The organism is Bradyrhizobium nivariense (assembly GCF_029846695.2).
Taxonomy (GTDB): Bacteria; Pseudomonadota; Alphaproteobacteria; order Rhizobiales; family Xanthobacteraceae; genus Bradyrhizobium.
The window spans coordinates 1-23096 of record NZ_JARWCR020000094.1; the positions used below are offsets into that span (position 1 = coordinate 1).

The window sequence follows — 23096 nt, forward strand, 5'->3', positions numbered from 1 at the left end:
TCAAGGCATTCCGGCAGCAACGTCGTCTGCTGGCGATCCACCCCTTGAACGAAACCCCGCATCAATTCCCCCCGCGATTCAGCAAGAGAATCATAGCATCGACGGAGTTTTTACACAGCCTGGACCCTGATCGGCGCGCCGATTTCGGGCCTGCTGCTCGGGCTCGACGGTGCGATGGGCCTGAAGGGCTGGCAATGGCTGTTCATCATCGAGGGCATCCCCTCGGTGCTGCTCGGCATCGTCACCTGGTTCTACCTCACCGACAGGCCGGAGAAGGCGGACTGGCTCTCGGCCGAGCAAAAGGCGTGGCTCAAGTCCAGGCTCGATTCGGAAGTCGCGGCCAAGCAGGCGGTGAAGCATCTGTCGCTCGGCGCAGCCTTGTCGTCGCCGAAGGTGATCGCACTCAGCCTGGTCTATTTCGGCTTCGTCGGCGCGCTCTACGGCATGCAGTTCTGGCTGCCGCAGATCGTCAAGGCGTTCGGCCTCACCAACGCGCAGACCGGCTTCGTCACCGCGATCCCGTATCTGTTCGGCACCATCGCGATGATCCTGTGGGCGAGGCACTCGGACGCCACGCGTGAGCGCGTGATGCATGTCGGCGCGCCGCTGCTGCTTACCGCCGCTGCGCTTGCCGTCTCCTCCTATCTCACCGATCCCGCCATGACGATGGTGGTGCTCACTGTCGCCGCGATCGGCGTGTTCTGCTGCTTCGGCGTGTTCTGGACCCTGCCGACCGCCTGGCTTTCCGGCACGGCGGCGGCCGGCGGCATCGCCCTGATCAACTCGATCGGCAACCTCGCCGGCTTTGGCGGTCCTTACCTGATCGGCTGGGTCAAGGAAGCCACCGGCCAGACCTCGACCGGCCTGCTCGTGCTGGCAGTCCTGCCTCTGCTCGCCGGCATCCTGGTCTTCATCGGTGGCCACGACAGCAAGCACGAGTTCGCCGAACAGGCGCGGTAGCCTACGTCGCCCTGGCGAAAGCCAGGGCACATACCCCGTGGGCCCTCTTGGGGCGCGCGGGGAGACGGCTTAGGCGTTGGCAGCCGTTCTTTGCGAACCGGCCAGCCCGAGAAAGACGAGCATGGCGCGGTTAAGGCGTACGACGTCCTCATCATCGAGGCGCCCAACACGCGTCGCGACCTTGGATTTCGGGACCGTCGTGATCTTGTCCACCATGAGCCGTGAAGGAGCTCGAAGGCCGTTGCCTTCGTTCGGCTCAACTTGCAGCCGGAATAGAGGCGCTTCGGTTCCGTCGGTCGTGAAGGCGCAGATGGTGATTGAGTCCGTGGCGTCAAAGCTGTCGTCCTGCACAATGACGACGGGGCGCGGCTTGCCTGCGTAGTCCTTGCCGCCTGCCACCGTCCAGATATCGCCTCGCTTCATTCGTCGGCCCAATCCGAAATGGCATCGATGAAGGCTTGGTCCTCGGATTCATGAGCGCTGGTTGCGACCGCAAGGGATTGGCGGTGGGCTTCGGATCGGAAGGATGCCGAGCGAACATCCGGCACCCAAATCTGGATCGGCCGCAGCCCTTGTGCGCGCAGTCGATCTCGGTGCGCTCGCACCTTCACACGGGACGACCGGGGCTTTGAGGGGCCGGGCATTCGCACTCCATCGGTTACATGTAACCTTAGCATGCAATACTGCGCCTCGCCAGCGGACCCGCCGGCGATTCTTACTACCCTTAACGATCACGCTTTTCTGATGACTGACGATTATTGACTTTCATCAGTGATTAGTCGACATTCCTCTCATTGCAGCCGCGGAGTGTCCTTCGATGTTCGTCCGGTCAGTTTTATCCAGCTATTCCAAGCTCCTGGCAGGTGTGTCGCTGGCCCTGATGGCTGCCGCCCTGGCCGGGTGCAATGACACCGTTGCTGAAAAGGCCGAGCCGCCGCGGCCGGTTCTGGTCGCAACCGCCCATTATGATGCCGAAACGCCCGAGCGCAGCTTCGTCGGCACCGTCAGGCCGCGGATCGAGAGCGATCTCGGTTTTCGCGTCGCCGGCAAGGTCGCCAAGCGTCTGGTCGAGGTCGGCCAGACCGTCGAAATCGGCCAGCCGCTCGCGACCCTTGATGAGGTCGATCTGAAGCTCCAGGCCGAGCAATCCGTCGCCGAGCAGACCGCTGCGACCGGCGTGCTGGCCCAGGCCGCCGCCGCCGAGCAGCGCGCCAAGGACTTGAAGGCCAAGGGCTGGACCACCGACGCCCAGCTCGACCAGAGCCGCGCTTCCGCCGACGAGGCGCGTGCGCGCCTGAACCGGGCCGAGCGCTCGGTCGAGCTGACCAACAATTCCCTTTCCTACGCGACGCTCAACGCCGACGCCCGTGGCGTCGTCACCGCAACGCTGATCGAGCCCGGCCAGGTGGTTGCCGCAGGCCAGACCTCGATCCGTGTCGCCCGCTTTGCCGAGAAGGAAGCGGTCGTCGCGATCCCTGAGACGCTGGTCGGACGTGCCAAATCGGGCGCCGCCAGCGTCACTCTTTGGTCGGAGCCGGGCAAGAAATATACGGCCAAGCTCCGCGAGATCGCGCCCACTGCGGATCCCGCCACGCGCACCTATCTCGCCAAGTTCTCGCTGCCCGAGGCCGACGACAAGGTCTCGCTCGGCATGACCGCGACGCTGACGCTGTCGGATGCCGCGACCGAGCGCGTCGCGCGGTTGCCGCTGTCGGCGCTGTTCAACGAAGGCGGCAAGGCCTCCTTCTATGTCGTCGACGACAACGGCGCGGTCACGCTGAAGCCGGTGGCGGTGAAGTCCTACGAGAGCAACGATGTCGTCATCACCGGCGGTGTCGAAGAGGGCGCCAAGATCGTCGCCCTCGGTGTGCAGAAGCTCGATCCGGGCCAGAGGGTGCGGATCGTGTCGTCACTGTCCTTTTGAGGCGCGTTTTTACGAGTCACGTCGTGTGAGGTGAGTTTCGGCCCAAGCGCAAATGCTGGGGCTGAAGCGGCGAAGCGATCCAGAACCTGCCCAGCCCCCTGGATTGCTTCGCTGCCTCGCGACGACGGATTGAACAGAGTGGCTGCCGTTTTTTGTAATTGGATCGTCTTGCGGAGAGAGCGATGAAGCGCTTCAACCTTTCGGCCTGGGCCGTCAGCCATCCGACGCTGGTCCTGTTTCTGATGGTCATATTGGGCGTCGCCGGCTTCTTCTCCTATCAGAAGCTCGGCCGCGCCGAGGATCCGTTCTTCACGGTGAAGGTGGTCAACGTCTCCGTGCTCTGGCCGGGCGCGACCGCGCAGGAGATGCAGGCGCAGGTCGCCGATCCCATCGAGAAGAAGATCCAGGAGCTGCCTTACTTCGAGAAGGTGCAGACCTATTCCAAGCCCGGCTTCACCGCGCTCCAGGTGACCTTCCGCGACTCGACGCCGCCGAAGGACGTGCCGTATCTCTTTTATCTGCTGCGCAAGAAGCTGGCCGACGCGCAGGGCCAGCTGCCCGCAGGGATTCTCGGACCCGTCGTCAACGACGAGTTCTCCGACGTCGATTCCATCCTCTACATGATGACCGGCGACGGCGCCGACTATGCCCAGCTCAAGAAAGTGTCGGAGGGCTTCCGTCAGCGCCTGTTGAAGGTGCCCGGCGTGACCAAGGTCGACGTCTACGGCAACCAGGATGAACGCATCTTCGTCGAATTCTCCCACGCCAAGCTCGCCACCCTCGGCATCACGCCGCAGGCGCTGTTCGATTCGCTGGCCAAGCAGAACAACGTCACGCCGGCCGGCACGGTCGAGACCTCGTCGCAGCGCGTGCCGCTGCGCGTCACCGGTGCGCTCGACGGCGCCAAGGCCGTGGCCGAGACCCCGGTCGAGAGCAATGGCCGCGTGTTCCGGCTCGGCGATATCGCCACCGTCGCCCATGGCTATGTCGACCCTCCGAGCTTCGTCGTGCGCCAGGAAGGCAAGGCCGCGATCGGTATTGGCGTCGTCACTGCCAAGGGCGCCAACATCCTCGATCTCGGCAAGGAGGTCGAGAAGGCGACGGCCGAATTCATGAAGGCCGTGCCGCAGGGCGTCGACGTCAAGCTGATCGCCGACCAGCCCAAGGTGGTCGAGCACGCCGTCAGCGAATTCGTGCACTCCTTCATGGAGGCGCTGGTGATCGTGTTGTTCGTGTCGTTCCTCGCGCTCGGCTGGCGCACCGGCATCGTGGTCGCGCTGTCGGTGCCGCTGGTGCTCGGCATCGTCTTCATCGTCATGAACACGATGTCGCTCGACCTGCACCGCATCACGCTCGGAGCGCTGATCATTGCGCTCGGCCTGCTTGTCGACGACGCCATCATCGCGGTCGAGATGATGGTCGTGAAGATGGAGCAGGGCTGGGACCGCATGCGTGCGGCGTCCTTTGCCTGGGAATCAACTGCGTTTCCGATGCTCACGGGAACGCTGGTCACGGCCGCTGGCTTCCTCCCCATCGGCTTTGCCAATTCCGCCGTCGGCGAATATGCCGGCAGCATCTTCTGGATCGTGGCGATCGCGCTGGTCGCGTCCTGGTTCGTGGCGGTGATCTTCACGCCCTATATCGGCGTCATGCTGCTGCCCAACATCAAGGTGCACCACAATCACGATCCGCACGCGGTCTACGAGACCCGCATGTACCGCGGCCTGCGCGCCATCGTGCAATGGTGCGTCAACCACCGCATCACCGTGGTGGTTGCGACCGTCGGTGTCTTCATCGCCTCGATCGTTGGCTTCGGTCACGTCCAGCAGCAGTTCTTCCCGCTGTCCGAGCGCCCTGAGTTGTTCCTCCAGCTTCGCCTGCCCGAGGGCACCGCCTTCAACGTCACGGAGAAGGCGGTGAAGAAGGCCGAGACGCTGCTCAAGGACGACAAGGACATCGAGACCTACACGGCCTATGTCGGGCAGGGCTCGCCGCGGTTCTGGCTCGGCCTCAATCCGCAGCTTCCGAACGAGGCTTTTGCCGAGGTCGTCATCGTCGCCAAGGGCGTCGAGGCGCGCGAGCGCATCAAGGCCAAGCTCGAGAACGCCGTTGCCGACGGCGCGCTCAACGAGGCCCGCGTGCGCGTCGACCGCTTCAATTTCGGTCCCCCGGTCGGCTTTCCCGTGCAGTTCCGCGTAATCGGCCCCGACGCCAACAAGGTGCGCGAGATCGCCTACCAGGTCCGCGACGTCATGCGGCAGAACAAGAGCGTCAAGGACGTCCAGCTCGACTGGAACGAGCAGTCGCCTTACCTCAAGCTCGTCGTCGACCAGGACCGCGCCCGCGCCATGGGCCTGACCCCGCAGGACGTGTCGCAGGCGCTGTCGATGCTGATCTCGGGCTCGCAGGTCACGACCGTGCGCGACGGCATCGAGAAGGTCGGCGTGGTCGCGCGCGCCGTCTCGTCCGAACGGCTCGACCTCGGTGCCGTCGGCGATCTCACCATCACCTCGCGCAACGGCGTGGCCGTGCCGCTGCAACAGATCGCCAAGATCGAGTATGCCCACGAGGAGCCGATCATGTGGCGGCGTAACCGCGACATGGCGATTACCGTGCGCTCCGACGTCGTTGACGGCGTGCAGGCGCCCGACGTCACCGGCCAGATCACGCCGAAGCTGAAGGCCATCAAGGACAACCTCGAGCCGGCTTACCGCATCGAGCCGGGCGGCGCTTTCGAGGAATCCGCCAAGGGCAACGCCTCGATCTTCATTCTCTTCCCGCTGATGGTCATGGTGATGCTGACGCTGCTGATGTTCCAGCTTCAGAGCTTCTCCCGCCTGATTCTGGTGTTTTTGACCGCACCCCTCGGTATCGTCGGCGCCTCCCTCGGGCTCAACATCGCCAGCGCTCCGTTCGGCTTCGTGGCGCTGCTCGGCCTGATCGCGCTCGCCGGCATGATCATGCGCAACGCGGTCATCCTGGTCGACCAGATCGAGACCGACGTTTCTCATGGCTTGACCCGGCGCGAGGCGATCGTGGAGGCAACCGTGCGCCGCGCCCGACCGGTGGTGCTGACGGCGCTCGCCGCCATCCTCGCCATGATCCCGTTGTCGCGCTCGGCGTTCTGGGGTCCGATGGCGATCACCATCATGGGCGGACTGTTCGTTGCGACCTTCCTGACCCTGCTGTACCTGCCGGGCCTCTACGCCCTGTGGTTCCGCAAGAGCCTGGATGAGGCTGGTTCTGCCGAGCAGCCTGCCGCGCTGCAGCATGGCAGCGATGGCCGTCCCGCAATTCCGCTTGCTGAGGCGGCTGAATAAGTGAGATGAAGTACTGATTGACGAGTCCTGACAAGATGACACTGGTTGCTGAACATATCGAAGGCGACACCCGGGATCGTATTCTCGAGGTGGCCGAGCGGCTGTTCCGCCAGATCGGCTATCAGAAGACCACGGTCGGCGACATCGCCAAGGAGCTCAGGATGAGCCCCGCCAATGTCTATCGCTTCTTCGAATCGAAGAAGGCGATCCACCAGGCGGTGGCCCGTTCGCTGATGGGCGAGGTCGAGCTGGAGGCGCAGCGGATCGTGGCCAGGCCCGGTCCGGTGCTCCCGCGCTTCCGGGATCTGCTCAACACCATCCATCGCATGAATACCGAGCGCTATGTCGGTGATAACAAGCTGCACGAGATGGTCGAGATTGCGATGCAGGAGGACTGGGACGTCTGCGTCGCCCATATGGAGTGTATTGCCGGGGTCATCGGCCAGATGATCGCGCAAGGCGCGGCCTCCGGCGAGTTCGAGGCGCCGGACCTGCAACTGGCCGCCCTCTGTGCCTGCACCGCGATGATGCGCTTCTTCCACCCCCAGATGATCGCCCAGTGCGCCACCAAGCCGGGCCCGACCATCGACCAGATGATCGATTTCGTCATCGCGGGCTTGTCGCCGCGGCACTGACGCGGCCGGGTATTTCCCTCTATAAGCAGCTCCACTGTCATTCCGGGGCGGTCCGCTGGACCGAACCCGGAATCTCGAGATTCCCGGGTTCGATGCTTCGCACCGCCCCGGAATGACGGAAAGCGGAGAGGCAAGCGCGGTGACCGACAAAGACCTGTACTTCAAAGACCTGTACTTCTACGAGCCCGCCAAGGGCCACGGCCTCAAGCACGATCCCTTCAACGCTATCATCGCGCCGCGGCCGATCGGCTGGATCTCCTCCCGCGACACCAAGGGCCACGTCAACCTCGCCCCCTACAGTTTCTTCAACGCGTTCGCTTACGTGCCGCCGATCATCGGCTTCTCCTCCACCAATTGGAAGGACACGGTCGAGAACATCCAACAGACCGGCGAGTTCGTCTGGAATCTCGCCACGATGGATCTCGCCAGGCACATGAACGCGACCGCGGCACATGTCGCGCCCGAGGTCGACGAGTTCGAGGTCGCGGGCCTGACCGCCGTGCCCGGCAAGCTCGTCAACGTGCCGCGCGTCGGTGAGAGCCCCGTCGCCTTCGAATGCAAGGTGTCGGATACCGTCCGCCTCAAGGGCGCCGACGGCAAGGAAGCCGATGCCTGGCTGACGCTGGGCGAAGTCGTCGCCGTCCACATCGACAAGGCCATGATCAAGGACGGCGTCTACCAGACTGCCGCCGCCCGCCCGATCGTCCGCGCCGGCCGCCGCGGTGATTATTTCGAGATCAAGCCGGAAAACATGTTCGAGATGGTGCGGCCGGATTAGGCCGGCCGACCTCGTAGCCCATCCCTCCCGGAACTGCCACCACGCCCCGGCCGTTATGGCCCCTGGGCGGCCGCCCGCCCGCGTCAATTCGCGTCTTTTCGCAGGCGAAGTGTTCACCTCCGCCGGCCACTTTCCGCTAAAATGCCCGATAACCGCGCCGATGCATGAGGTCCGCCATGAGCTTCCGCCGCGATACCATCACAAAACCGATCTTCTCCTGGGCGCGCGGCGTGCTGCCGGCGATGTCGGACACCGAGCGCGAGGCGCTGGAGGCCGGCGACGTCTGGTGGGATGCCGATCTCTTCACCGGCAACCCTGATTGGTCGAAGCTGCTGAAGGTCCCGCAGGCAACGCTGACCGACGAGGAGCAGGCCTTCCTCAACGGCCCCGTCGACGAGCTCTGCGCCATGCTCGACGAGTGGAAGATCTTTTGGGAATTGCGCGACCTGCCGCAGGACGTGTGGGCTTTCATCAGGCGCGAAAAATTCTTTGGCATGATCATTCCGAAGGAGTTCGGCGGCCTCGGCTTCTCGCCCTATGCCCATTCTGAAGTGGTGCGCAAGATCTCGACCCGCTCGATCGCCGCCGCGGTGACGGTGATGGTGCCGAACTCGCTGGGCCCCGGAGAGCTCTTGATGCACTTCGGCACCAAGGAGCAGCGGGAAAGCTGGCTGCCGCGGCTCGCCGACGGCCGCGACATTCCCTGCTTCGGTCTCACCAGCCCCGAGGCCGGCTCTGACGCCGCCTCCATGGTCGACACCGGTATCATCTGCAAGGGCATGTTCGAGGGCCGCGAGGTCGTCGGCCTCAGGCTCAACTGGCACAAGCGCTACATCACGCTCGGTCCGGTCGCGACGCTGCTTGGCCTTGCCTTCAAGGCCTATGATCCCGATCATCTCGTAGGCCAACAGGATGAACTCGGCATCAGCGTGGCGCTGATCCCGACCAATCTGCCCGGAGTCGAGATCGGCCAGCGCCATCTGCCGTCGATGCAGGTCTTCCAGAACGGCCCGAACCGGGGCCGCGACGTCTTCATTCCACTCGACTATGTCATCGGCGGCCAAGAGCGGCTGGGGCAGGGCTGGAAGATGCTGATGACGGCGCTCGCCGCCGGCCGCGGCATCTCGCTGCCGTCGCTATCCGCGGCCGGCGCCGCCTATGCCGCCCGCACCACCGGCGCCTATGCCCGCATCCGCGAGCAGTTCGGCATCTCCATCTCCAAATTCGAGGGCGTCGAGGAGCCGCTTGCGCGCATTGTCGCGACCGCTTATCAGCTCGATGCGGCGCGCAGGCTCACTTGCGCGGCGCTGAATGCCGGCGTCCATCCCGCCGTCATCTCCGGCATCATGAAGCTGCACGCGACCGAGCGGATGCGCACCGCGGTCGACGACGCCATGGACATCCATGGCGGCAAGGCCGTGATCGACGGTCCCCAAAACTATCTCGGCAATCTCCACCGCGCCGTCCCGGTCGGCATCACAGTCGAGGGCGCCAACATCCTCACCCGCAATCTCATCGTGTTCGGGCAGGGCGCCATCCGACGCGCGCATCCCTATCTGCTCGACGAGATGAATGCGCTTGCCGATACCGACCGTGAACGCGGGCTCGCCGCCTTCGACAAAGCGTTCTGGAAGCATGTCGGCCACAGCTTCGAGACACTATTGCGCGCGTTCGGCCGGAGCTGGACCTTTGGTGCCTTCGCGCTTGCGCCCGATGCGGGCGACGCCACGCCATTCTATCGCCAGCTCTCGCGTTACTCCGCGGCGTTTGCACTCTGCGCCGACATGGCGCTGCTCACGCTCGGCGGCGCGCTGAAGCGCAAGGAGATGTTGTCGGCGCGCTTCGGCGACATCCTGTCCGAGCTGTATCTGCTCTCGGCCGCGCTAAAACGCTGGCAGGACGAGGGCCGGCAGAAGGAGGATTTTGCCGCGCTCGAATGGTGCATGGCGACGGGCTTTCGGACCATCGAGAACCGGCTTGCGGAGATTCTCGCCAATCTGCCCAACCGTTTCGTCGCCGGCATCCTGAAGCTCGTGGTCCAGCCCTTTGGCGCCCGCGTGCTCGGTCCAAGCGACCGCGTCGTGCACCAATGCGCAAGCCTCGTGCTGGAGCCGTCGGCCGCGCGCGATCGCCTCACGCCGGATCTCGCCCATGTCGATGATGATGGCGGCTTCGCCCGGCTGGAGCGCGCGTTCAAGCTGGTCGCAGGCACGGACGCAATCGCCAAGCGCATGCGCGCGGCGCATATGAGCGACTGGAAGGATGCTGTGGCCAAGGGCGTGATCACGCAGGCCGAGGGCGAGCAGCTCGCCGCGGCTCGCGAAGCTGTCGCTGAAGTGATCGAGGTCGACGATTTTGCGCCGGAGGCGCTGTCGCCGATTTACAAGAAAACCGGCGGCGTGCATCAGTTCTTCCAGGAACTCGGTGAACAGAGGGCGGCGAGCTGATGGCACGACCGGTTTTCATCGTCGACGGCAGCCGGACGCCGTTTCTGAAGGCGCGCTCGGGGCCGGGGCCGTTCACGCCGGTCGATCTCGCCGTGCAATGCGGCCGGCCGCTGCTGGCGCGCCAGCCATTTGCGCCTGGTGATTTCGACCAGCTCATCCTCGGCTGCGTCAACGTGATCGCGGACGAAATGAACCCGGCCCGCGTCGCGGCGCTCCGGCTCGGCATGGGCGAGGACATGGTCGCCTTCACTGTGCAGATCAATTGCGGCTCGGGCATGCAGTCGATCGACACCGCCTACCGCTACATCCGCGAAGGTCATGCCAACATGATCCTCGCCGGCGGCACCGAGGCCTTGAGCCACGCGCCGCTGGTCTGGCCCAATTCCGGCGTGCGCTGGTTCGCCGGCCTTGCAACCGCAAAGAGCGTCGCCGCGAAGCTTGCCGCAGCCTTCAAGCTGCGGCCGCGCTATCTTAAGCCGATCATCGGCCTCGAGCGCGGGTTGACCGATCCCATCACCGACTTGAACATGGGCCAGACTGCCGAAGTCGTCGGCCATCTCTTCGGCATCACCCGTGCCCAGTCCGATGCCTATGCCGCCGAGAGCCATCGACGGCTCGCGCATGCGCAGGCGGAAGGTTTTCTCAAGGGCGAAGTCGAGACCGCGTTCTCCCGTGACGGAAAATTCTTCGAGCAGGACGATGGCGTGCGTCCGGACTCGACGGCCGAGACGCTCGCAAAACTGAGACCGGTGTTCGAGCGTCCCTGGGGCCAGGTCACCGCCGGCAATTCCTCGCAGATCACCGACGGCGCCTCCTGGGTGATCCTTGCTTCCGACGAGGCGGTCGCCAAGCACAGGCTGACGCCGAAGGCTGCCATCGTCGACAGCAACTGGGCCGCGCTCGATCCTGCTATCATGGGGCTCGGTCCCGTGATGTCGGCGACGCCGCTACTGAAGCGCAACAACCTCACCATCAAGGACGTCGAGACCTGGGAATTGAACGAGGCCTTTGCCACACAAGTGCTCGGCTGCCTCGCCGCCTGGAATGACGACAAATTCTGCCGCGAGATACTTGGTCTCGACGGCGCGGCCGGCGAGATCGATCGTGAACAACTCAATGTCGATGGCGGCGCCATCTCGCTCGGCCATCCCGTCGGCACCTCCGGCAACCGCATCGTGCTGCATCTCGTCAACACGATGAAGCGGCTCGGCACGCGGCGTGGCGTTGCCACCGAATGCATCGGCGGCGGGCTCGGCGGCGCCATGCTGATCGAGGCGGTGTGACCATGGATTCCAGGATCATGACCACGCTCGGCGATCGCGTCCTCACGCTCGGGCCGCAGCCGGCGGCAGACGGTTCCTACAAGCACTTCAAGCTGACGCGCGACGCCGACGGCGTTGCCTGGCTGCTGTTCGATCGCGCCGATGCCAGCGCCAACACGCTGACCTCGGACGTAATGGAGGAGTTCGACGCCGTGCTCGCGGCGATCGAGACCGAGCGTCCTGCCGGCCTCGTGATCCGCTCCGCAAAACCGTCCGGCTTCATTGCCGGCGCCGACGTCAACGAATTCCGTGGCGCCAGTGATGCCGAGATGGTGGAGACTCGCATCGGCGCCGCGCATGCGGTGGTCGACCATCTGGAAGCCTTGAGATTGCCGACCGTTGCGGTCATCCACGGCTTCTGCCTCGGTGGCGGGCTCGAGGTCGCGCTCGCCTGCCAATCGCGCATCGCCATCGACGGCGCGCGCTTTGGCTTCCCGGAGGTGATGCTGGGCCTGCATCCCGGTCTCGGCGGCACCGCGCGTTTCACCGCGCTGGTCAATCCGACCCAGTCGATGGCCTTGATGCTGACCGGCCGCACCATCGATGCCCGCCGCGCCAAATCGCTCGGCCTCGTCGACACCGTGACGCAGGAGCGCCACGTCCGCAACGCGGTGAAGGACGTGCTATTCGGTCGCTTGAAGCGGGTTAAACCTGGCCTGCTCACGCGCGCGGCCAATCTCGGACCGGTACGCGGGCTGCTTGCCCGGCGCATGCGCTCGGAAGCCGCGAAGGCCGCGCCCCGCGAGCTTTATCCGGCACCTTACGCGCTGATCGATCTCTGGGAGAGCCATGGCGGCAGCAAGGCCGCGATGCTCAGGGCAGAGCAGGCCTCGTTCGCCAAGCTGATGGTGACGCCGACCGCACAGAATTTGATCCGCGTGTTCTTCCTGCGCGAGCAGATGAAGAAGGCGGCAGGCCCCGGCAACACGGTCAGGCACGTCCATGTCATCGGCGCCGGCGCCATGGGCGGGGACATCGCGGCCTGGTGTGCCGGGCAGGGGCTGCGCGTCTCGCTCGCCGACATGAAGGCGGAGCCGATCGCGGGCGCGGTCAAGCGCGCCGCCGAGCTCTATGGCAAGATCATCCGGAAACCCACCGATGTCCGCGACGCGCTCGATCGCCTCATCCCCGACCTGGACGGGGAGGGCGTCCGAAACGCTGATCTCATCATCGAGGCGGTGCCGGAGAAGCTCGAGCTCAAGCAGAAGGTCTATGCCGGGCTCGAGCCGCGGATGAAACCAGGCGCGATCCTCGCGACCAACACCTCGAGCATTCCGCTCCAGGATCTGCGCACGACGCTGGCGCGGCCGGAACGCCTCGTCGGCCTGCATTTCTTCAATCCGGTGTCGCGGCTGCAGCTGGTCGAAATCGTCAGCCACGACGGCAACGACCTTGAGGTGCTGAGGCAAGCGCTCGCCTTCGTCGGCGCGATCGACCGTCTGCCGCTGTCGGTGAAGAGCTCGCCGGGTTTCCTCGTCAACCGCGCGTTGACGCCCTACATGCTGGAAGCGATGGTGATGCTGGACGAAAAGACCGACCAGCGCCTGATCGATGCCGCAGCCGAGCAGTTCGGCATGCCGATGGGACCGATCGAGCTGGCCGACCAGGTCGGGCTCGACATTTGTCTTGATGTCGGCGACATGCTGCGTACCAAGTTCGGCGATCTCCTGCCGCCAACGCCGGCCTGGCTGCGCGAGAAGGTCGCCAAGGGCGAACTCGGCCGCAAGACCGGCAAGGGCTTCTACACCTGGAAGGACGGCAAGGCGGAGAAGGCGCCGTTGCCCGAGACCGGCCCGCGCGTCACCGAGCAGATGATCGACCGCCTGGTGCTGCCGATGTCCAACGTCTGCGTCGCCGCTCTGCGCGAGGGTATCGTCGACGACCCCGAGGCGGTCGACGGCGCAATGATCTTCGGCACCGGTTATGCACCGTTCCGTGGTGGTCCGTTGAACTATGCGCGCGCGCGCGGCGTGGATAATGTCGTATCCACCTTGCGCGCGCTGGCCGGGAGATTCGGCGAGCGCTTTGCGCCGGATCCGGGCTGGGATAATTTCAAGTGAGCAGATATCGAATGAGAGAGGCATGAACGAACAAGCCAATACCGGGCCGGGCGGCGATCTATGCATCCGGACGCTGGCGATGCCCGCCGACACCAATGCGAACGGCGACATCTTCGGCGGCTGGCTGCTCAGCCAGATGGATGTCGGCGGCGGCGTGTTTGCGTCCAAAGTCGCGAAGTCGCGCACGGTGACCGTCGCGATCGAGGCGATGAATTTTCGCAAAGCCGTCTATGTCGGCGATCTCGTTTCGGTTCACGCCCACCTCGTCCGCGTCGGGCGCACGTCCATCACCGTGCATCTGGAAGCATGGGCGCTGCGTCGCGGGGAGCAGCTTCCGTTCCTCGTCACCGACGGCAACTTCACCTACGTCTCGATCGACGAGCACGGCCGCCCGCAGGCGGTTCGGCCGACCGGCACTGCGATCGCGACGTAATCGCGCGCGACGCTCTCTCCATCTCGCGAGGACGTGCAGCATTGGCCAAACGCGGCGCTTCCAGGTCAGCGCGTCGCGGCTTCGCCAAGAACCAGTCATAAAACGGATGAGGTCCCGGCGTACTCAATTGCCCGTCGATTCGGGTGGAAACCGGCTGATTTGCTCAAGGAACCTTTGGGCACGGATGCCGTTATTTGCCCGCACTGAGGAATCCACGGACCATGCCGGACAGCTACATCATCGAAGTCAATTCGCAGACCGCAGGTATCGTCGTTCGTTCTCAAGGAGGCTACTGCTTCTTCGCCTCGTCCGACCGCTTCAACCGTCTCGAGGGCCAGATCTTCCGCAACGCACGCGAAGCCGAGCGCGCCGCGCGCAAGCTGGTTAACGGTGATGTGGAGGAGGCGGCGTAGTAGTCCGGGTCCGCGCCTTTCGGCGCGTCCCGGAATGACGTCGTTGTTCACAACTTCGTCGCTGCCCGCGACAACAGCTTCCAGTCGTCACCCTGCTTCTGCCAGTTCATCAGGATGTGAAGGTTGGTCGGCACTTTCTTCCCATCGGCCGCCATCTCCTGTTCCGCCACCCAGTGGAAGCGCACGATCGCGGCGGGGCCGACGACCTTGATGGTCGGGTCCTTGTATTCGACCGACAGGAATTTTGACTTGCCGTCGGTGGCGTTGGTGACGAAGGTCGCCTTGTCCTCGACCTTGCCGTTGGAATGGCTGTAACTCACCTCGTCGGCGCAGAGCGCGCCGAGCGCCTTGGGATCGGCCGCGATCTGGGCGAGGCGGAAGGCCTCGACCTTCTTCGCCACGGCTTCCTCGTCCGCCGAGGCCGCCAGCGCCGGTGTGAGAGCGAGCGCGGAGACGGCAAGAGCTGAGACAGCAAGAGTCGAGAGAGCCAGATCGCGTCGGTTGATCGTCATCGTTTCCTCCTTTTTGATCTTGCATGGAGTGTTGCAGCCGCCCGCGACTTTGTCGAGTGTCGCGTTGCCGTCATGTGCATGCGCATTGCGTGATTGGTGCGGTATTGATACGTGTTTCGCATCGATGTGCCGCGCACTCTGGAAAGTACGGAAATGATCGAAGCCAATGGAGGAGCGATGCGCCGGGCGCTGCTGTTCGACATCGACGGCACGTTGGCCGACACGGATTTTCTTCATCGCGAGGCGTTCCATCGCGTGTTCGGCCCGCGCGGCCATGTCGTGGACGACGAGCGCTTCAAGCGCGAGCTCCAGGGCTTCTCCAATGTGTCGATCGGGGAACGGTTTCTGCCGGACGAGTCGCCGGAACGGCGCATCGCGATCCTCGGCGAGAAGGAGGCGATTTTTCGTGACCTGGTGGCCGGACAGATCGTGCCGCTGCCGGGCCTGATGGCGCTGCTCGACCGTGCAGATAGCGCCGGCATTCCCATGGTGGCCGTGACCAACGCGCCGCGTCTCAACGCCGAGCTGCTGCTGTCCGGCCTCGGCATCACCGAGCGGTTCAAGGCGATCGTGATCGGCGACGAGCTGCCGCACGGCAAGCCGCATCCGCTGCCCTATCAGGAAGGGCTGCGCTTCGCCGGCGCCAGCGCGGCCGCCTCGATCGCGTTCGAGGATTCCCGCTCCGGCGTGCAATCGGCCGCGGCCGCCGGCATTCCGACCATCGGGATGCGCACCACGCTCGCCCACGCCGACCTTGTTGCCGCCGGCGCGGTTGCTTCTGCCAGCGCTTACGATGATCCGACGCTGCTGGCGCGCCTTGCCGTCGCGATGGCGTGGTGAGGACCTTCATCCGTTAACCGTGATCGGCGCGCGCATTGACCGGGCGCGCGAACCGCCGCACCATGCGTCTTCCAGATTTGAGGCCATCGCCGTGACCGGACTGACCCATCGCCAAGCCGAAATCCTCAACATCGCGCGGGCCTCGGGCCGCGTCATGGTCGAGGAGCTGGCGCGCCGGTTCGAGGTCTCGGCGCAGACCATCCGCAAGGATCTCAACGATCTCTGCGAGCGCCGCTCACTGACCCGCATCCATGGCGGCGCTATCATCGCCTCCGGCGTCGAAAACCTTGCTTATGAGGCGCGGCGCTTCGTCGCCGCCGACGAGAAGAAGGCGATTGGAGCTGCGGCCGCATCGCTGATCCCGAACGGTTGTTCGCTCTTCATCAACATCGGCACCACGACCGAGGAGGTGGCGAGTGCGCTGACCTCGCACGAGGACCTGCTCGTCATCACCAACAATCTCAACGTCGCCATGCTGCTCTACCGCCACCCCCGGATCGAGGTGGTGGTCGCCGGCGGCACGGTACGGCGCGCCGATGGTGCGGTGGTTGGCTCGACCGCGACGCAGCTGATCGGCCAGTTCAAGGTCGACTACGCCATCATCGGGGCGTCCGCGATCGACGAGGAGGGCGCGCTGCTCGATTTCGACTATCGCGAGGTGCAGGTGGCGCAGGCCATCATTGCCAACGCCCGCAGCGTCATGCTGGTCGCCGATTCCACCAAGCTTCGGCGCAGCGCCCCGGTGCGCATCGCCCATATCAGCCAGATCCAGACCTTCGTGACCGACCAGGAACTGCCCGAGCGCCTCGCCACGATCTGCCACAGCAAGGGCATCGAGGTGATGGCGGCGATGCCGAAGGGGGCGGACGTTGATGATGCTCAAGCCGAGGCACAAGAAGCGCCCGAGGCCGCGCCGGTGGTGCGGCTGAGATAGAATTTTATGCTTCGTCCCACGGATCAAGTGTGGGGACGTCGAATGCCGCGAAATCCTTCACATTGCGCGTGACGAGCGTGAGGTTGTTGGTGAGCGCGGTCGCAGCGAAGAAACCAGCCATCACGGACAGTGCGACGCCCCTGCGGCGGCGCTGTTCCATCAGGTCGCCCCAGCGCTCGGCCACCGCGTGGTCGATCGGAAGGACGCGGTCGGCGAACCGCGATGGCAGATCATGGGCGAGCCAGGCGGTCAGTGCTGCGCGCCGACGGCCGTCATCCAGCAACGCGATGCCGCGGCGAAGCTCGGCGATCGAGGCAACGCTGATGAACGCACGATCCTCGTCGATCGTATCAAGCCACGCCAAAACCTTCGGGGAGGGCGCCGGCCGCTGAACCTCCGACAGCACGTTGGTGTCGAGGAGCAAATTCACGGCATCTCGTCGCGTGGTTCATCCTGCACGCGTTCAAGCTGGAGGCCGGCGCCGCGCAGCGGCGAAGCCAGCAAGAATTCGGCGAGCGTGCCTTTGCGCGCGGTCTTTCGCGCCCATTCGTCGGCGGAGACGATCACGGCATTGGGCTTGCCGTGACGGGTGATGATCTGAGGCCCGGTTTGGGCGCGGTCGACGACCTCGGACAGCCGTGCCTTTGCATTGGCAAGCGTCCATGTGTCGTCAGCTCGAGAGGTATCGGGAGCAGTGCTGCGTTCGGTCATATCCATCAAGAACCATATTGACTATTATGACTATAAATGGCGGCCCCATGACTGTTCAAGAGCGATGTGCCCTCGAATTGCCGTCCAAGCCGGCCTACTTCCGCCTCGTATTGCCCAAGAAAAAAGTTCCGGTTTCGCTTGTGATCGCCTCTCTTTCATCTTGCTTTCGTTTTTCGGTGTGATCTAATCAAAAACGAAAGTAACCGCTCGATTGAACGGGCGGTCGCCGGGGGATGCGTCTGTTGGAGCGTATTTTCGACCTCGCCATCATTGGAGGCGGTGTTAACGGCTGCGGCATCGCGCGCGACGCGGTGGGCCGGGGCAACACGGTTTTCCTGTGCGAAATGAACGATCTGGCGAGCGGGACGTCGTCTTGGTCGACCAAGCTGGTGCATGGCGGCCTGCGCTATCTCGAATATTACGAGTTTCGGCTGGTCCGCGAGGCGCTGATCGAGCGCGAGATCCTCTGGGGCATTGCGCCCCACATCATTCGCCCCCTGCGTTTCGTTTTGCCGCACCATGCGGGCCTGCGGCCAGCCTGGCTGCTGCGCCTCGGCCTCTTCCTCTATGACCACATCGGCGGTCGTCATCTGCTGCCGGCGACCCGTTCGGTCGATCTCAGGCGCGACGAGGTCGGTCGTCCGCTGATCCCGAACCGCTATACCCGTGCGTTCGAATATTCCGACTGCTTCGTCGATGACGCCCGTCTCGTCGTGCTCAACGCGCGCGACGCCGCCGACAAGGGCGCCGAGATCCGGACCCGCACCCGCGCCACCGAGATCCGGCAGTCCGACGGCATCTGGACCGTCAGCATGATCGACACGCTGACCGGCGCGCGCTCGTCGATCCAGGCTCGCGCGCTCGTCAATGCCGGCGGTCCCTGGGTCGAGGACGTGCTCGGCCGCGGCGCCGGCATCAATGCCAAGGCCAAAGCCAAGGTGCGGCTGGTGCAAGGTTCGCACATCGTGGTCAAGAAACTCTACGACCACGACCGCGCCTACATGTTCCAGAACGCCGACGGCCGCATCATCTTCGTCATTCCCTACCAGGACGATTTCACGCTGATCGGCACCACCGACCGCGACTATGACGGCGATCCCGCCAAGGTGAAGGCGACGGCCGAGGAGATCCAGTATCTCTGCACGGCGGCAAGCGAATATCTGGCGAAGCCGGTGACGCCGGAGAACGTGGTCTGGACCTATTCCGGCGTGCGCCCGCTCTATGACGACGGCGCCAGCGAAGCCAAGGCCGCAACGCGCGACTATGTGTTCGAGCTCGACATGCCCGGCGGCGTGCCGCTGCTGTCGATCTATGGCGGCAAGATCACGACCTACCGCCGTCTCGCCGAGGAGGCGCTGGAGCGGCTCGCACCCTATCTTCGCAGTGCGAAAGCGCGCGAGGGCTGGACCGGCAAATGGCCGCTGCCCGGCGGCGACATGGGCGTGTCCGATGTCGACGGCCTGATCGCCGAGCTTCAGCGCGGCTATCCCTTCCTCAGCCACGAGCATGCGCGGCGCCTCGCGCGCGCCTATGGCACGAAGGCGATCAAGCTGCTCGGGGATGCGAAATCGGCCACCGATCTCGGCCAGGCCTTCGGTGCGACGCTGAGCGAGCGCGAGGTCCGCTATCTCATTGCGAACGAATGGGCCGTCACTGCCGAGGACATCGTCTGGCGCCGTTCCAAGCTCGGCCTGCGACTAAGTGCCGACGAGATCGCAGCGCTTGACGACTGGATCAGGACCCACGCCGTGCAGCAAAGTCCCCTGCTGGAAGCGGGAGGACGCTCATGACGGTGACACTCGATCACGTGACCCGGACTGTCGACGGGATTCCGCACATCCGCGACGTCTCCCTGACGCTCGAGAGCGGCACGCTCAACGTGCTGCTCGGGCCGACGCTGTCGGGCAAGACCTCGATCATGCGACTGCTCGCGGGCTTGGACAAGCCGACATCGGGCAAGCTGCTGGTCAATGGCAAGGACGTCACTGGTGTCGACGTGCGCCAGCGCTCGGTCGCCATGGTCTACCAGCAGTTCATCAATTACCCTTCGCTGTCGGTCTACGAGAACATCGCTTCGCCATTGCGCGTGCAGGGCAAGCCGCGCGCCGAGATCGAGGCGCGCGTCGCGGAAGCCGCCCGGCTGCTCAGGCTCGAGCCGTTCCTGAAGCGCACACCGCTCCAGCTCTCCGGCGGCCAGCAGCAGCGAACTGCGATGGCGCGCGCATTGGTGAAGGGCGCCGATCTCGTGCTGCTCGACGAGCCGCTCGCCAATCTCGACTACAAGCTGCGCGAGGAGCTGCGCACCGAGCTGCCGCGTATCTTCGAGGCGTCCGGCGCGATCTTTGTTTATGCCACCACCGAGCCGACCGAGGCGCTGCTGCTCGGCGGCAACACGGTGTGCATGTGGCAGGGGAAGGCGCTTCAGATCGGCGAGACGCCCAACGTCTACCGTCATCCGCAGACCTTGCGGGTCGCTCAGGTGTTTTCCGATCCGCCGCTCAATCTCGTCGGCATCGAGAAGAAGAACGGCTCTGTGCAATATGCCGGCGGCGCGGCGTCGCCAGCCTCCGGTCTGTATTCGTCGCTGCCCGACGGCGCCTACCGGGTCGGCTTTCGCGCGCACCAGCTCGCTCTCGCCAACGGCCAGGCCGATCGCCATGCCTTCCACGCCACGGTGACGGTGACCGAGATCACCGGTTCGGAGAGTTTCGTGCATCTGACCCGCGACGGATCGAACTGGGTTGCGGTGCTGCACGGCGTGCACGAGTTCGAGCCCGGCCAGACCATCGACGCCGTGCTCGATCCCACCGACGTTTTTGTCTTCGATGCGGCCGACCGTCTGGTCGCCGCACCTGCCACAGCGTTTTCAAGCGAAGTGCCTAGCGGTTCGCGTGAAGAAAACGCGTCAAAAAATAAAAGCTCTTGAGGGAGATGCGACATGGCCCGCATTGACCTCGTCGATCTCGCGCACTCCTACGGCGGCAATGATGCGCCGCAGGACAGCTTTGCACTGAAACCTGTCACCATGACCTGGCGACAGGGCGGCGCCTATGCCCTGCTCGGGCCGTCCGGCTGCGGCAAGACCACGCTGCTCAACGTTATCTCCGGCATCATCACGCCGTCGCGGGGGAGAATCCTGTTCGACGGCCAGGACATCACACCGCTGTCAACCCAGAAGCGCAATATCGCCCAGGTGTTCCAGTTTCCGGTGATCTACGACACCATGACGGTGGGGCAGAATCTGGCGTTTCCTCTGAAGAACCGCGGCGTGCCGAAGGCCGAGATCGACAAGCGCGTCGCCGAGATCGGCCGCCTGCTCGACCTCGAACCCTATTTGAACCGCAAGGCGACGCGGCTCACGGCCGATGCCAAGCAGAAAATCTCGCTCGGCCGCGGCCTGGTGCGCGCCGACGTCGCCGCCGTGCTGTTCGACGAGCCGCTGACCGTGATCGACCCCGAGCTGAAATGGCAGCTCCGCTCCAAGCTGAAGGCGCTGCATCGCGAGCTCGACCTGACGATGATCTACGTCACCCACGACCAGACCGAGGCGCTGACCTTTGCAGACACCGTCGTGGTCATGCATGACGGCCGCGTCGTGCAGAGCGGCACGCCGGCCGAGCTGTTCGACAAGCCGGCGCACACTTTTGTGGGCTATTTCATCGGCTCGCCCGGCATGAACATCATTCCGGCCGAGGTGAGCGGACGTGAGGCGCGGATCGAGGGTCACGTCATCGCGCTGAACCGCAGCTACGACAATCTGCCTGATGGCGCCAAGATCGAGATCGGCGTCCGTCCCGAATTCGTCGAAACCGTTGCGCCGGCCCCCGGTCTGCTCAGCGCAAACATCGAACGCATCGACGATCTCGGCCGCATCCGCTTTGCGCGTGCGCGCCTCGGTGATGCAAAACTCGCGGCGCGCGCGCCGGCCGGCTTCACCAGCCCGGACGGCACAGCGGGGCTGAAATTCGATCCGTCGCACGTCCACGTTTATGCCGACAGCCTTCTGGTGGAGGGAGTCGCCTGATGGACAAGACCGTCAACCAAAAAGCCTGGTTCCTGGTGCTGCCGGTGTTCCTGGTCGTCGCCTTCTCGGCAGTGCTGCCGCTGATGACGGTGGTCAACTATTCGATGCAGGACACCTTCGGCAACAACCAGTTCTTCTGGAACGGTGTCGGCTGGTTCAAGGAATTGCTCGATCCTTCGACCGACCTCGGCGGTCGCTTCCTGGCCTCGCTCGGCCGCAATCTGTTCTTCTCGATGGTGATCCTAGCGATCGAGGTGCCGCTCGGCATCGTCGTCGCGCTGTCGATGCCGCGCCAGGGCTGGACGGTCGCGGCCTGCCTCGTCATCCTCGCGCTGCCGCTGCTGATTCCGTGGAACGTGGTCGGCACGATCTGGCAGATCTTTGGCCGGCCCGACATCGGCCTGCTCGGCTATGTCCTCAATGCCATCGGCATCGACTACAATTACGTCTCCAACGACATCGATGCCTGGGTCACCGTCATCGTTATGGACGTCTGGCACTGGACCAGCCTGGTCGCACTGCTGTGCTACGCCGGCCTGAAGTCGATTCCCGAAGCCTATTACCAGGCAGCTCAAATCGACGGCGCCTCGCGCTGGGCTGTGTTCAAGGCGATCCAGCTGCCGAAGATGAACCGCGTGCTCCTGATCGCGGTGCTGCTGCGCTTCATGGACTCGTTCATGATCTACACCGAGCCGTTCGTGGTGACCGGTGGCGGACCGGGCAACTCGACGACGTTCGTGTCGATCGAGCTCGTCAAGATCGCGCTCGGCCAGTTCGACCTCGGCAAGGCCGCCGCGCTGTCGCTGGTCTACAATTTGATCATACTGATCGTCTGCTGGATCTTCTACACCGTCATGACCAATGCCGGCGCCGAACGCAAAGTGCAGGCGGAGAGCGAGCCGGCGGCGGAGCCCAAGCTTTCGGCCGGGCTCAAGCCCGTGACTGCGCTCAAGCCAAAGGAAGGAGTGGCCTGATGCATTCGATCCCCGGCCGTCGCCTCATCATGGCGTTGTTCTTGATCTTCCTGCTGTTGCCGATCTACTGGCTCGTCAACATGAGCTTCAAGACCAACGCAGAGATCGTCTCGACGATGACGCTGTGGCCGCACGCCCCGACGCTCCAGCACTACAAGCGCATCTTCACCGACGAGAGTTGGTATTCCGGCTATATCAACTCGCTGGAATACGTCGTCCTCAACACCATCATCTCGATCTCGGTGGCGCTGCCGGCGGCATATGCGTTCTCGCGCTACCGTTTTCTCGGCGACAAGCATCTGTTCTTTTGGCTGCTGTCGAACCGCATGGCGCCGGCCGCGGTCTATGCACTGCCGTTCTTCAACCTCTATTCGGCGATCGGGCTGTTCGATACGCCCTGGGCGGTCGCGCTCGCGCACTGCATCTTCAACGTTCCGTTGGCGGTGTGGATCCTGGAAGGCTTCGTCTCCGGCGTGCCGCGCGAGATCGACGAGACCGCCTTCCTCGACGGCTATTCCTTCCCGCGCTTCTTCATCAAGATCCTGGTGCCGTTGATCGCGAGCGGCATCGGCGTCGCCGCCTTCTTCTGCTTCATGTTCTCCTGGGTCGAGCTGCTGCTCGCGCGCACGCTGACCTCGGTGCAGGCCAAGCCGATCGCCGCGATCATGACGCGCACGGTGTCGGCCGCCGGCATGGACTGGGGCCTGCTTGCCGCAGCCGGCGTGCTTACGATCATCCCGGGCGCGCTCGTGATCTGGTTCGTCCGCAATTATATCGCGAGCGGTTTCGCGCTCGGTCGGGTCTAGGGA

21 protein-coding genes and 1 pseudogene are annotated in these 23096 nt (G+C 64.5%); 17 read left to right on the forward strand and 5 right to left on the reverse strand.

The genetic code is table 11. The features are described 5' to 3' along the window. Window positions 1-120 precede the first annotated feature (120 nt). Window positions 121-960: pseudogene (locus QCM77_RS41340) on the forward strand (MFS transporter); the annotation flags it as partial. 69 nt (window positions 961-1029) lie between these two features. Here the strand turns inward: QCM77_RS41340 and QCM77_RS41345 are convergent. Both QCM77_RS41345 and QCM77_RS41350 read right to left on the reverse strand, forming a co-directional pair. Further along, window positions 1030-1383, reverse strand: coding sequence for a type II toxin-antitoxin system PemK/MazF family toxin (locus tag QCM77_RS41345; protein ID WP_279666504.1), 354 nt, complete (start codon window positions 1381-1383; stop codon window positions 1030-1032). Beyond that, window positions 1380-1637: an antitoxin MazE family protein gene (locus QCM77_RS41350; protein WP_347882436.1), complete on the reverse strand. Its 258-nt coding sequence runs from the start codon at window positions 1635-1637 to the stop codon at window positions 1380-1382. Before QCM77_RS41350 ends, QCM77_RS41345 begins: the two co-directional genes overlap by 4 nt. A gap of 140 nt (window positions 1638-1777) precedes the next feature. Here QCM77_RS41350 and QCM77_RS41355 point away from each other — a divergent pair, with 140 nt between their 5' ends. The 9 genes from QCM77_RS41355 (at window position 1778) to QCM77_RS41395 (ending at window position 14292) form a co-directional block, all read left to right on the forward strand. Then, on the forward strand, window positions 1778-2884 hold the full coding sequence (locus QCM77_RS41355; protein WP_280096632.1) for an efflux RND transporter periplasmic adaptor subunit: 1107 nt from the start codon (window positions 1778-1780) through the stop codon (window positions 2882-2884). Window positions 2885-3066: 182 nt separating this feature from the next. Next, window positions 3067-6204, forward strand: a complete 3138-nt coding sequence (locus tag QCM77_RS41360; RefSeq protein WP_280096633.1) for an efflux RND transporter permease subunit — start codon at window positions 3067-3069, stop codon at window positions 6202-6204. Window positions 6205-6239: 35 nt separating this feature from the next. Beyond that, entirely contained in the window at window positions 6240-6839 is a 600-nt protein-coding gene (locus tag QCM77_RS41365) for a TetR/AcrR family transcriptional regulator (protein ID WP_279666500.1), read from the forward strand. Between the two features lie 139 nt (window positions 6840-6978). Further along, window positions 6979-7617, forward strand: coding sequence for a flavin reductase family protein (locus QCM77_RS41370; protein ID WP_462676000.1), 639 nt, complete (start codon window positions 6979-6981; stop codon window positions 7615-7617). 176 nt (window positions 7618-7793) lie between these two features. Beyond that, entirely contained in the window at window positions 7794-10064 is a 2271-nt protein-coding gene (locus tag QCM77_RS41375) for an acyl-CoA dehydrogenase (RefSeq protein ID WP_280096634.1), read from the forward strand. After that, complete coding sequence (locus QCM77_RS41380; protein ID WP_280096635.1) at window positions 10064-11347, forward strand: acetyl-CoA C-acetyltransferase; 1284 nt, start codon at window positions 10064-10066, stop codon at window positions 11345-11347. Before QCM77_RS41375 ends, QCM77_RS41380 begins: the two co-directional genes overlap by 1 nt. Before the next feature lie 2 nt (window positions 11348-11349). Then, complete coding sequence (locus QCM77_RS41385; RefSeq protein WP_280096636.1) at window positions 11350-13446, forward strand: 3-hydroxyacyl-CoA dehydrogenase NAD-binding domain-containing protein; 2097 nt, start codon at window positions 11350-11352, stop codon at window positions 13444-13446. Between the two features lie 22 nt (window positions 13447-13468). Then, a complete protein-coding gene (locus QCM77_RS41390) occupies window positions 13469-13879 on the forward strand; it encodes an acyl-CoA thioesterase (RefSeq protein WP_279666496.1) in 411 nt (136 codons plus the stop codon). Between the two features lie 221 nt (window positions 13880-14100). Next, window positions 14101-14292, forward strand: coding sequence for a hypothetical protein (locus QCM77_RS41395; RefSeq protein WP_279666495.1), 192 nt, complete (start codon window positions 14101-14103; stop codon window positions 14290-14292). A 47-nt stretch (window positions 14293-14339) separates the two neighbouring features. On the opposite strand, the gene QCM77_RS41400 is transcribed toward QCM77_RS41395, so the two are convergent. Then, entirely contained in the window at window positions 14340-14804 is a 465-nt protein-coding gene (locus QCM77_RS41400; RefSeq protein ID WP_279666494.1) for a nuclear transport factor 2 family protein, read from the reverse strand. A 153-nt stretch (window positions 14805-14957) separates the two neighbouring features. Here QCM77_RS41400 and QCM77_RS41405 point away from each other — a divergent pair, with 153 nt between their 5' ends. Further along, window positions 14958-15644, forward strand: a complete 687-nt coding sequence (locus QCM77_RS41405) for an HAD family hydrolase (RefSeq protein ID WP_280096637.1) — start codon at window positions 14958-14960, stop codon at window positions 15642-15644. 91 nt (window positions 15645-15735) lie between these two features. Next, window positions 15736-16578 carry a DeoR/GlpR family DNA-binding transcription regulator gene (locus QCM77_RS41410; RefSeq protein WP_279666492.1) on the forward strand — a complete coding sequence of 281 codons (843 nt, stop codon included), beginning with the start codon at window positions 15736-15738 and terminating at the stop codon, window positions 16576-16578. Between the two features lie 4 nt (window positions 16579-16582). Here the strand turns inward: QCM77_RS41410 and QCM77_RS41415 are convergent, their stop codons facing one another. Both QCM77_RS41415 and QCM77_RS41420 read right to left on the reverse strand, forming a co-directional pair. Beyond that, complete coding sequence (locus QCM77_RS41415) at window positions 16583-17008, reverse strand: type II toxin-antitoxin system VapC family toxin (protein ID WP_279666491.1); 426 nt, start codon at window positions 17006-17008, stop codon at window positions 16583-16585. Next, window positions 17005-17289, reverse strand: a complete 285-nt coding sequence (locus QCM77_RS41420) for a type II toxin-antitoxin system Phd/YefM family antitoxin (protein WP_279666489.1) — start codon at window positions 17287-17289, stop codon at window positions 17005-17007. The genes QCM77_RS41415 and QCM77_RS41420 overlap by 4 nt, the downstream gene beginning before the upstream one ends. 233 nt (window positions 17290-17522) lie before the next feature. Between QCM77_RS41420 and glpD the strand changes: the two genes are divergently transcribed. From glpD to QCM77_RS41445, 5 genes are read left to right on the forward strand one after another with little or no spacing between them, the layout of a single operon-like run. Next, window positions 17523-19079 (forward strand): glycerol-3-phosphate dehydrogenase, encoded by a 1557-nt coding sequence (gene glpD, locus QCM77_RS41425; RefSeq protein WP_279666487.1) that lies wholly within the window; start codon window positions 17523-17525, stop codon window positions 19077-19079. Continuing rightward, complete coding sequence (locus QCM77_RS41430; RefSeq protein ID WP_279666486.1) at window positions 19076-20215, forward strand: ABC transporter ATP-binding protein; 1140 nt, start codon at window positions 19076-19078, stop codon at window positions 20213-20215. The genes glpD and QCM77_RS41430 overlap by 4 nt, the downstream gene beginning before the upstream one ends. A 12-nt stretch (window positions 20216-20227) precedes the next feature. Beyond that, window positions 20228-21313 carry an ABC transporter ATP-binding protein gene (locus QCM77_RS41435; RefSeq protein ID WP_279688628.1) on the forward strand — a complete coding sequence of 362 codons (1086 nt, stop codon included), beginning with the start codon at window positions 20228-20230 and terminating at the stop codon, window positions 21311-21313. Then, a complete protein-coding gene (locus QCM77_RS41440) occupies window positions 21313-22287 on the forward strand; it encodes a carbohydrate ABC transporter permease (RefSeq protein ID WP_279688630.1) in 975 nt (324 codons plus the stop codon). The genes QCM77_RS41435 and QCM77_RS41440 overlap by 1 nt, the downstream gene beginning before the upstream one ends. Continuing rightward, entirely contained in the window at window positions 22287-23093 is an 807-nt protein-coding gene (locus QCM77_RS41445; protein WP_007606994.1) for a carbohydrate ABC transporter permease, read from the forward strand. Before QCM77_RS41440 ends, QCM77_RS41445 begins: the two co-directional genes overlap by 1 nt. Window positions 23094-23096: the final 3 nt, after the last annotated feature.

What these genes read in the sequence shown, in the direction of transcription:
- QCM77_RS41430 (WP_279666486.1), top strand. Translation starts at nt 19,076, where the DNA reads ATGACGGTGACACTCGATCACGTGACCCGGACTGTCGACGGGATTCCG.
- QCM77_RS41365 (WP_279666500.1), top strand. Translation starts at nt 6,240, where the DNA reads ATGACACTGGTTGCTGAACATATCGAAGGCGACACCCGGGATCGTATT.
- QCM77_RS41385 (WP_280096636.1), top strand. Translation starts at nt 11,350, where the DNA reads ATGGATTCCAGGATCATGACCACGCTCGGCGATCGCGTCCTCACGCTC.
- QCM77_RS41405 (WP_280096637.1), top strand. Translation starts at nt 14,958, where the DNA reads ATGATCGAAGCCAATGGAGGAGCGATGCGCCGGGCGCTGCTGTTCGAC.
- QCM77_RS41375 (WP_280096634.1), top strand. Translation starts at nt 7,794, where the DNA reads ATGAGCTTCCGCCGCGATACCATCACAAAACCGATCTTCTCCTGGGCG.
- QCM77_RS41440 (WP_279688630.1), top strand. Translation starts at nt 21,313, where the DNA reads ATGGACAAGACCGTCAACCAAAAAGCCTGGTTCCTGGTGCTGCCGGTG.
- QCM77_RS41445 (WP_007606994.1), top strand. Translation starts at nt 22,287, where the DNA reads ATGCATTCGATCCCCGGCCGTCGCCTCATCATGGCGTTGTTCTTGATC.
- QCM77_RS41395 (WP_279666495.1), top strand. Translation starts at nt 14,101, where the DNA reads ATGCCGGACAGCTACATCATCGAAGTCAATTCGCAGACCGCAGGTATC.
- QCM77_RS41345 (WP_279666504.1), bottom strand. Translation starts at nt 1,383, where the DNA reads ATGAAGCGAGGCGATATCTGGACGGTGGCAGGCGGCAAGGACTACGCA.
- QCM77_RS41360 (WP_280096633.1), top strand. Translation starts at nt 3,067, where the DNA reads ATGAAGCGCTTCAACCTTTCGGCCTGGGCCGTCAGCCATCCGACGCTG.
- QCM77_RS41400 (WP_279666494.1), bottom strand. Translation starts at nt 14,804, where the DNA reads ATGACGATCAACCGACGCGATCTGGCTCTCTCGACTCTTGCTGTCTCA.
- QCM77_RS41390 (WP_279666496.1), top strand. Translation starts at nt 13,469, where the DNA reads ATGAACGAACAAGCCAATACCGGGCCGGGCGGCGATCTATGCATCCGG.
- glpD (WP_279666487.1), top strand. Translation starts at nt 17,523, where the DNA reads ATGCGTCTGTTGGAGCGTATTTTCGACCTCGCCATCATTGGAGGCGGT.
- QCM77_RS41380 (WP_280096635.1), top strand. Translation starts at nt 10,064, where the DNA reads ATGGCACGACCGGTTTTCATCGTCGACGGCAGCCGGACGCCGTTTCTG.
- QCM77_RS41435 (WP_279688628.1), top strand. Translation starts at nt 20,228, where the DNA reads ATGGCCCGCATTGACCTCGTCGATCTCGCGCACTCCTACGGCGGCAAT.
- QCM77_RS41350 (WP_347882436.1), bottom strand. Translation starts at nt 1,637, where the DNA reads ATGCTAAGGTTACATGTAACCGATGGAGTGCGAATGCCCGGCCCCTCA.
- QCM77_RS41420 (WP_279666489.1), bottom strand. Translation starts at nt 17,289, where the DNA reads ATGACCGAACGCAGCACTGCTCCCGATACCTCTCGAGCTGACGACACA.
- QCM77_RS41355 (WP_280096632.1), top strand. Translation starts at nt 1,778, where the DNA reads ATGTTCGTCCGGTCAGTTTTATCCAGCTATTCCAAGCTCCTGGCAGGT.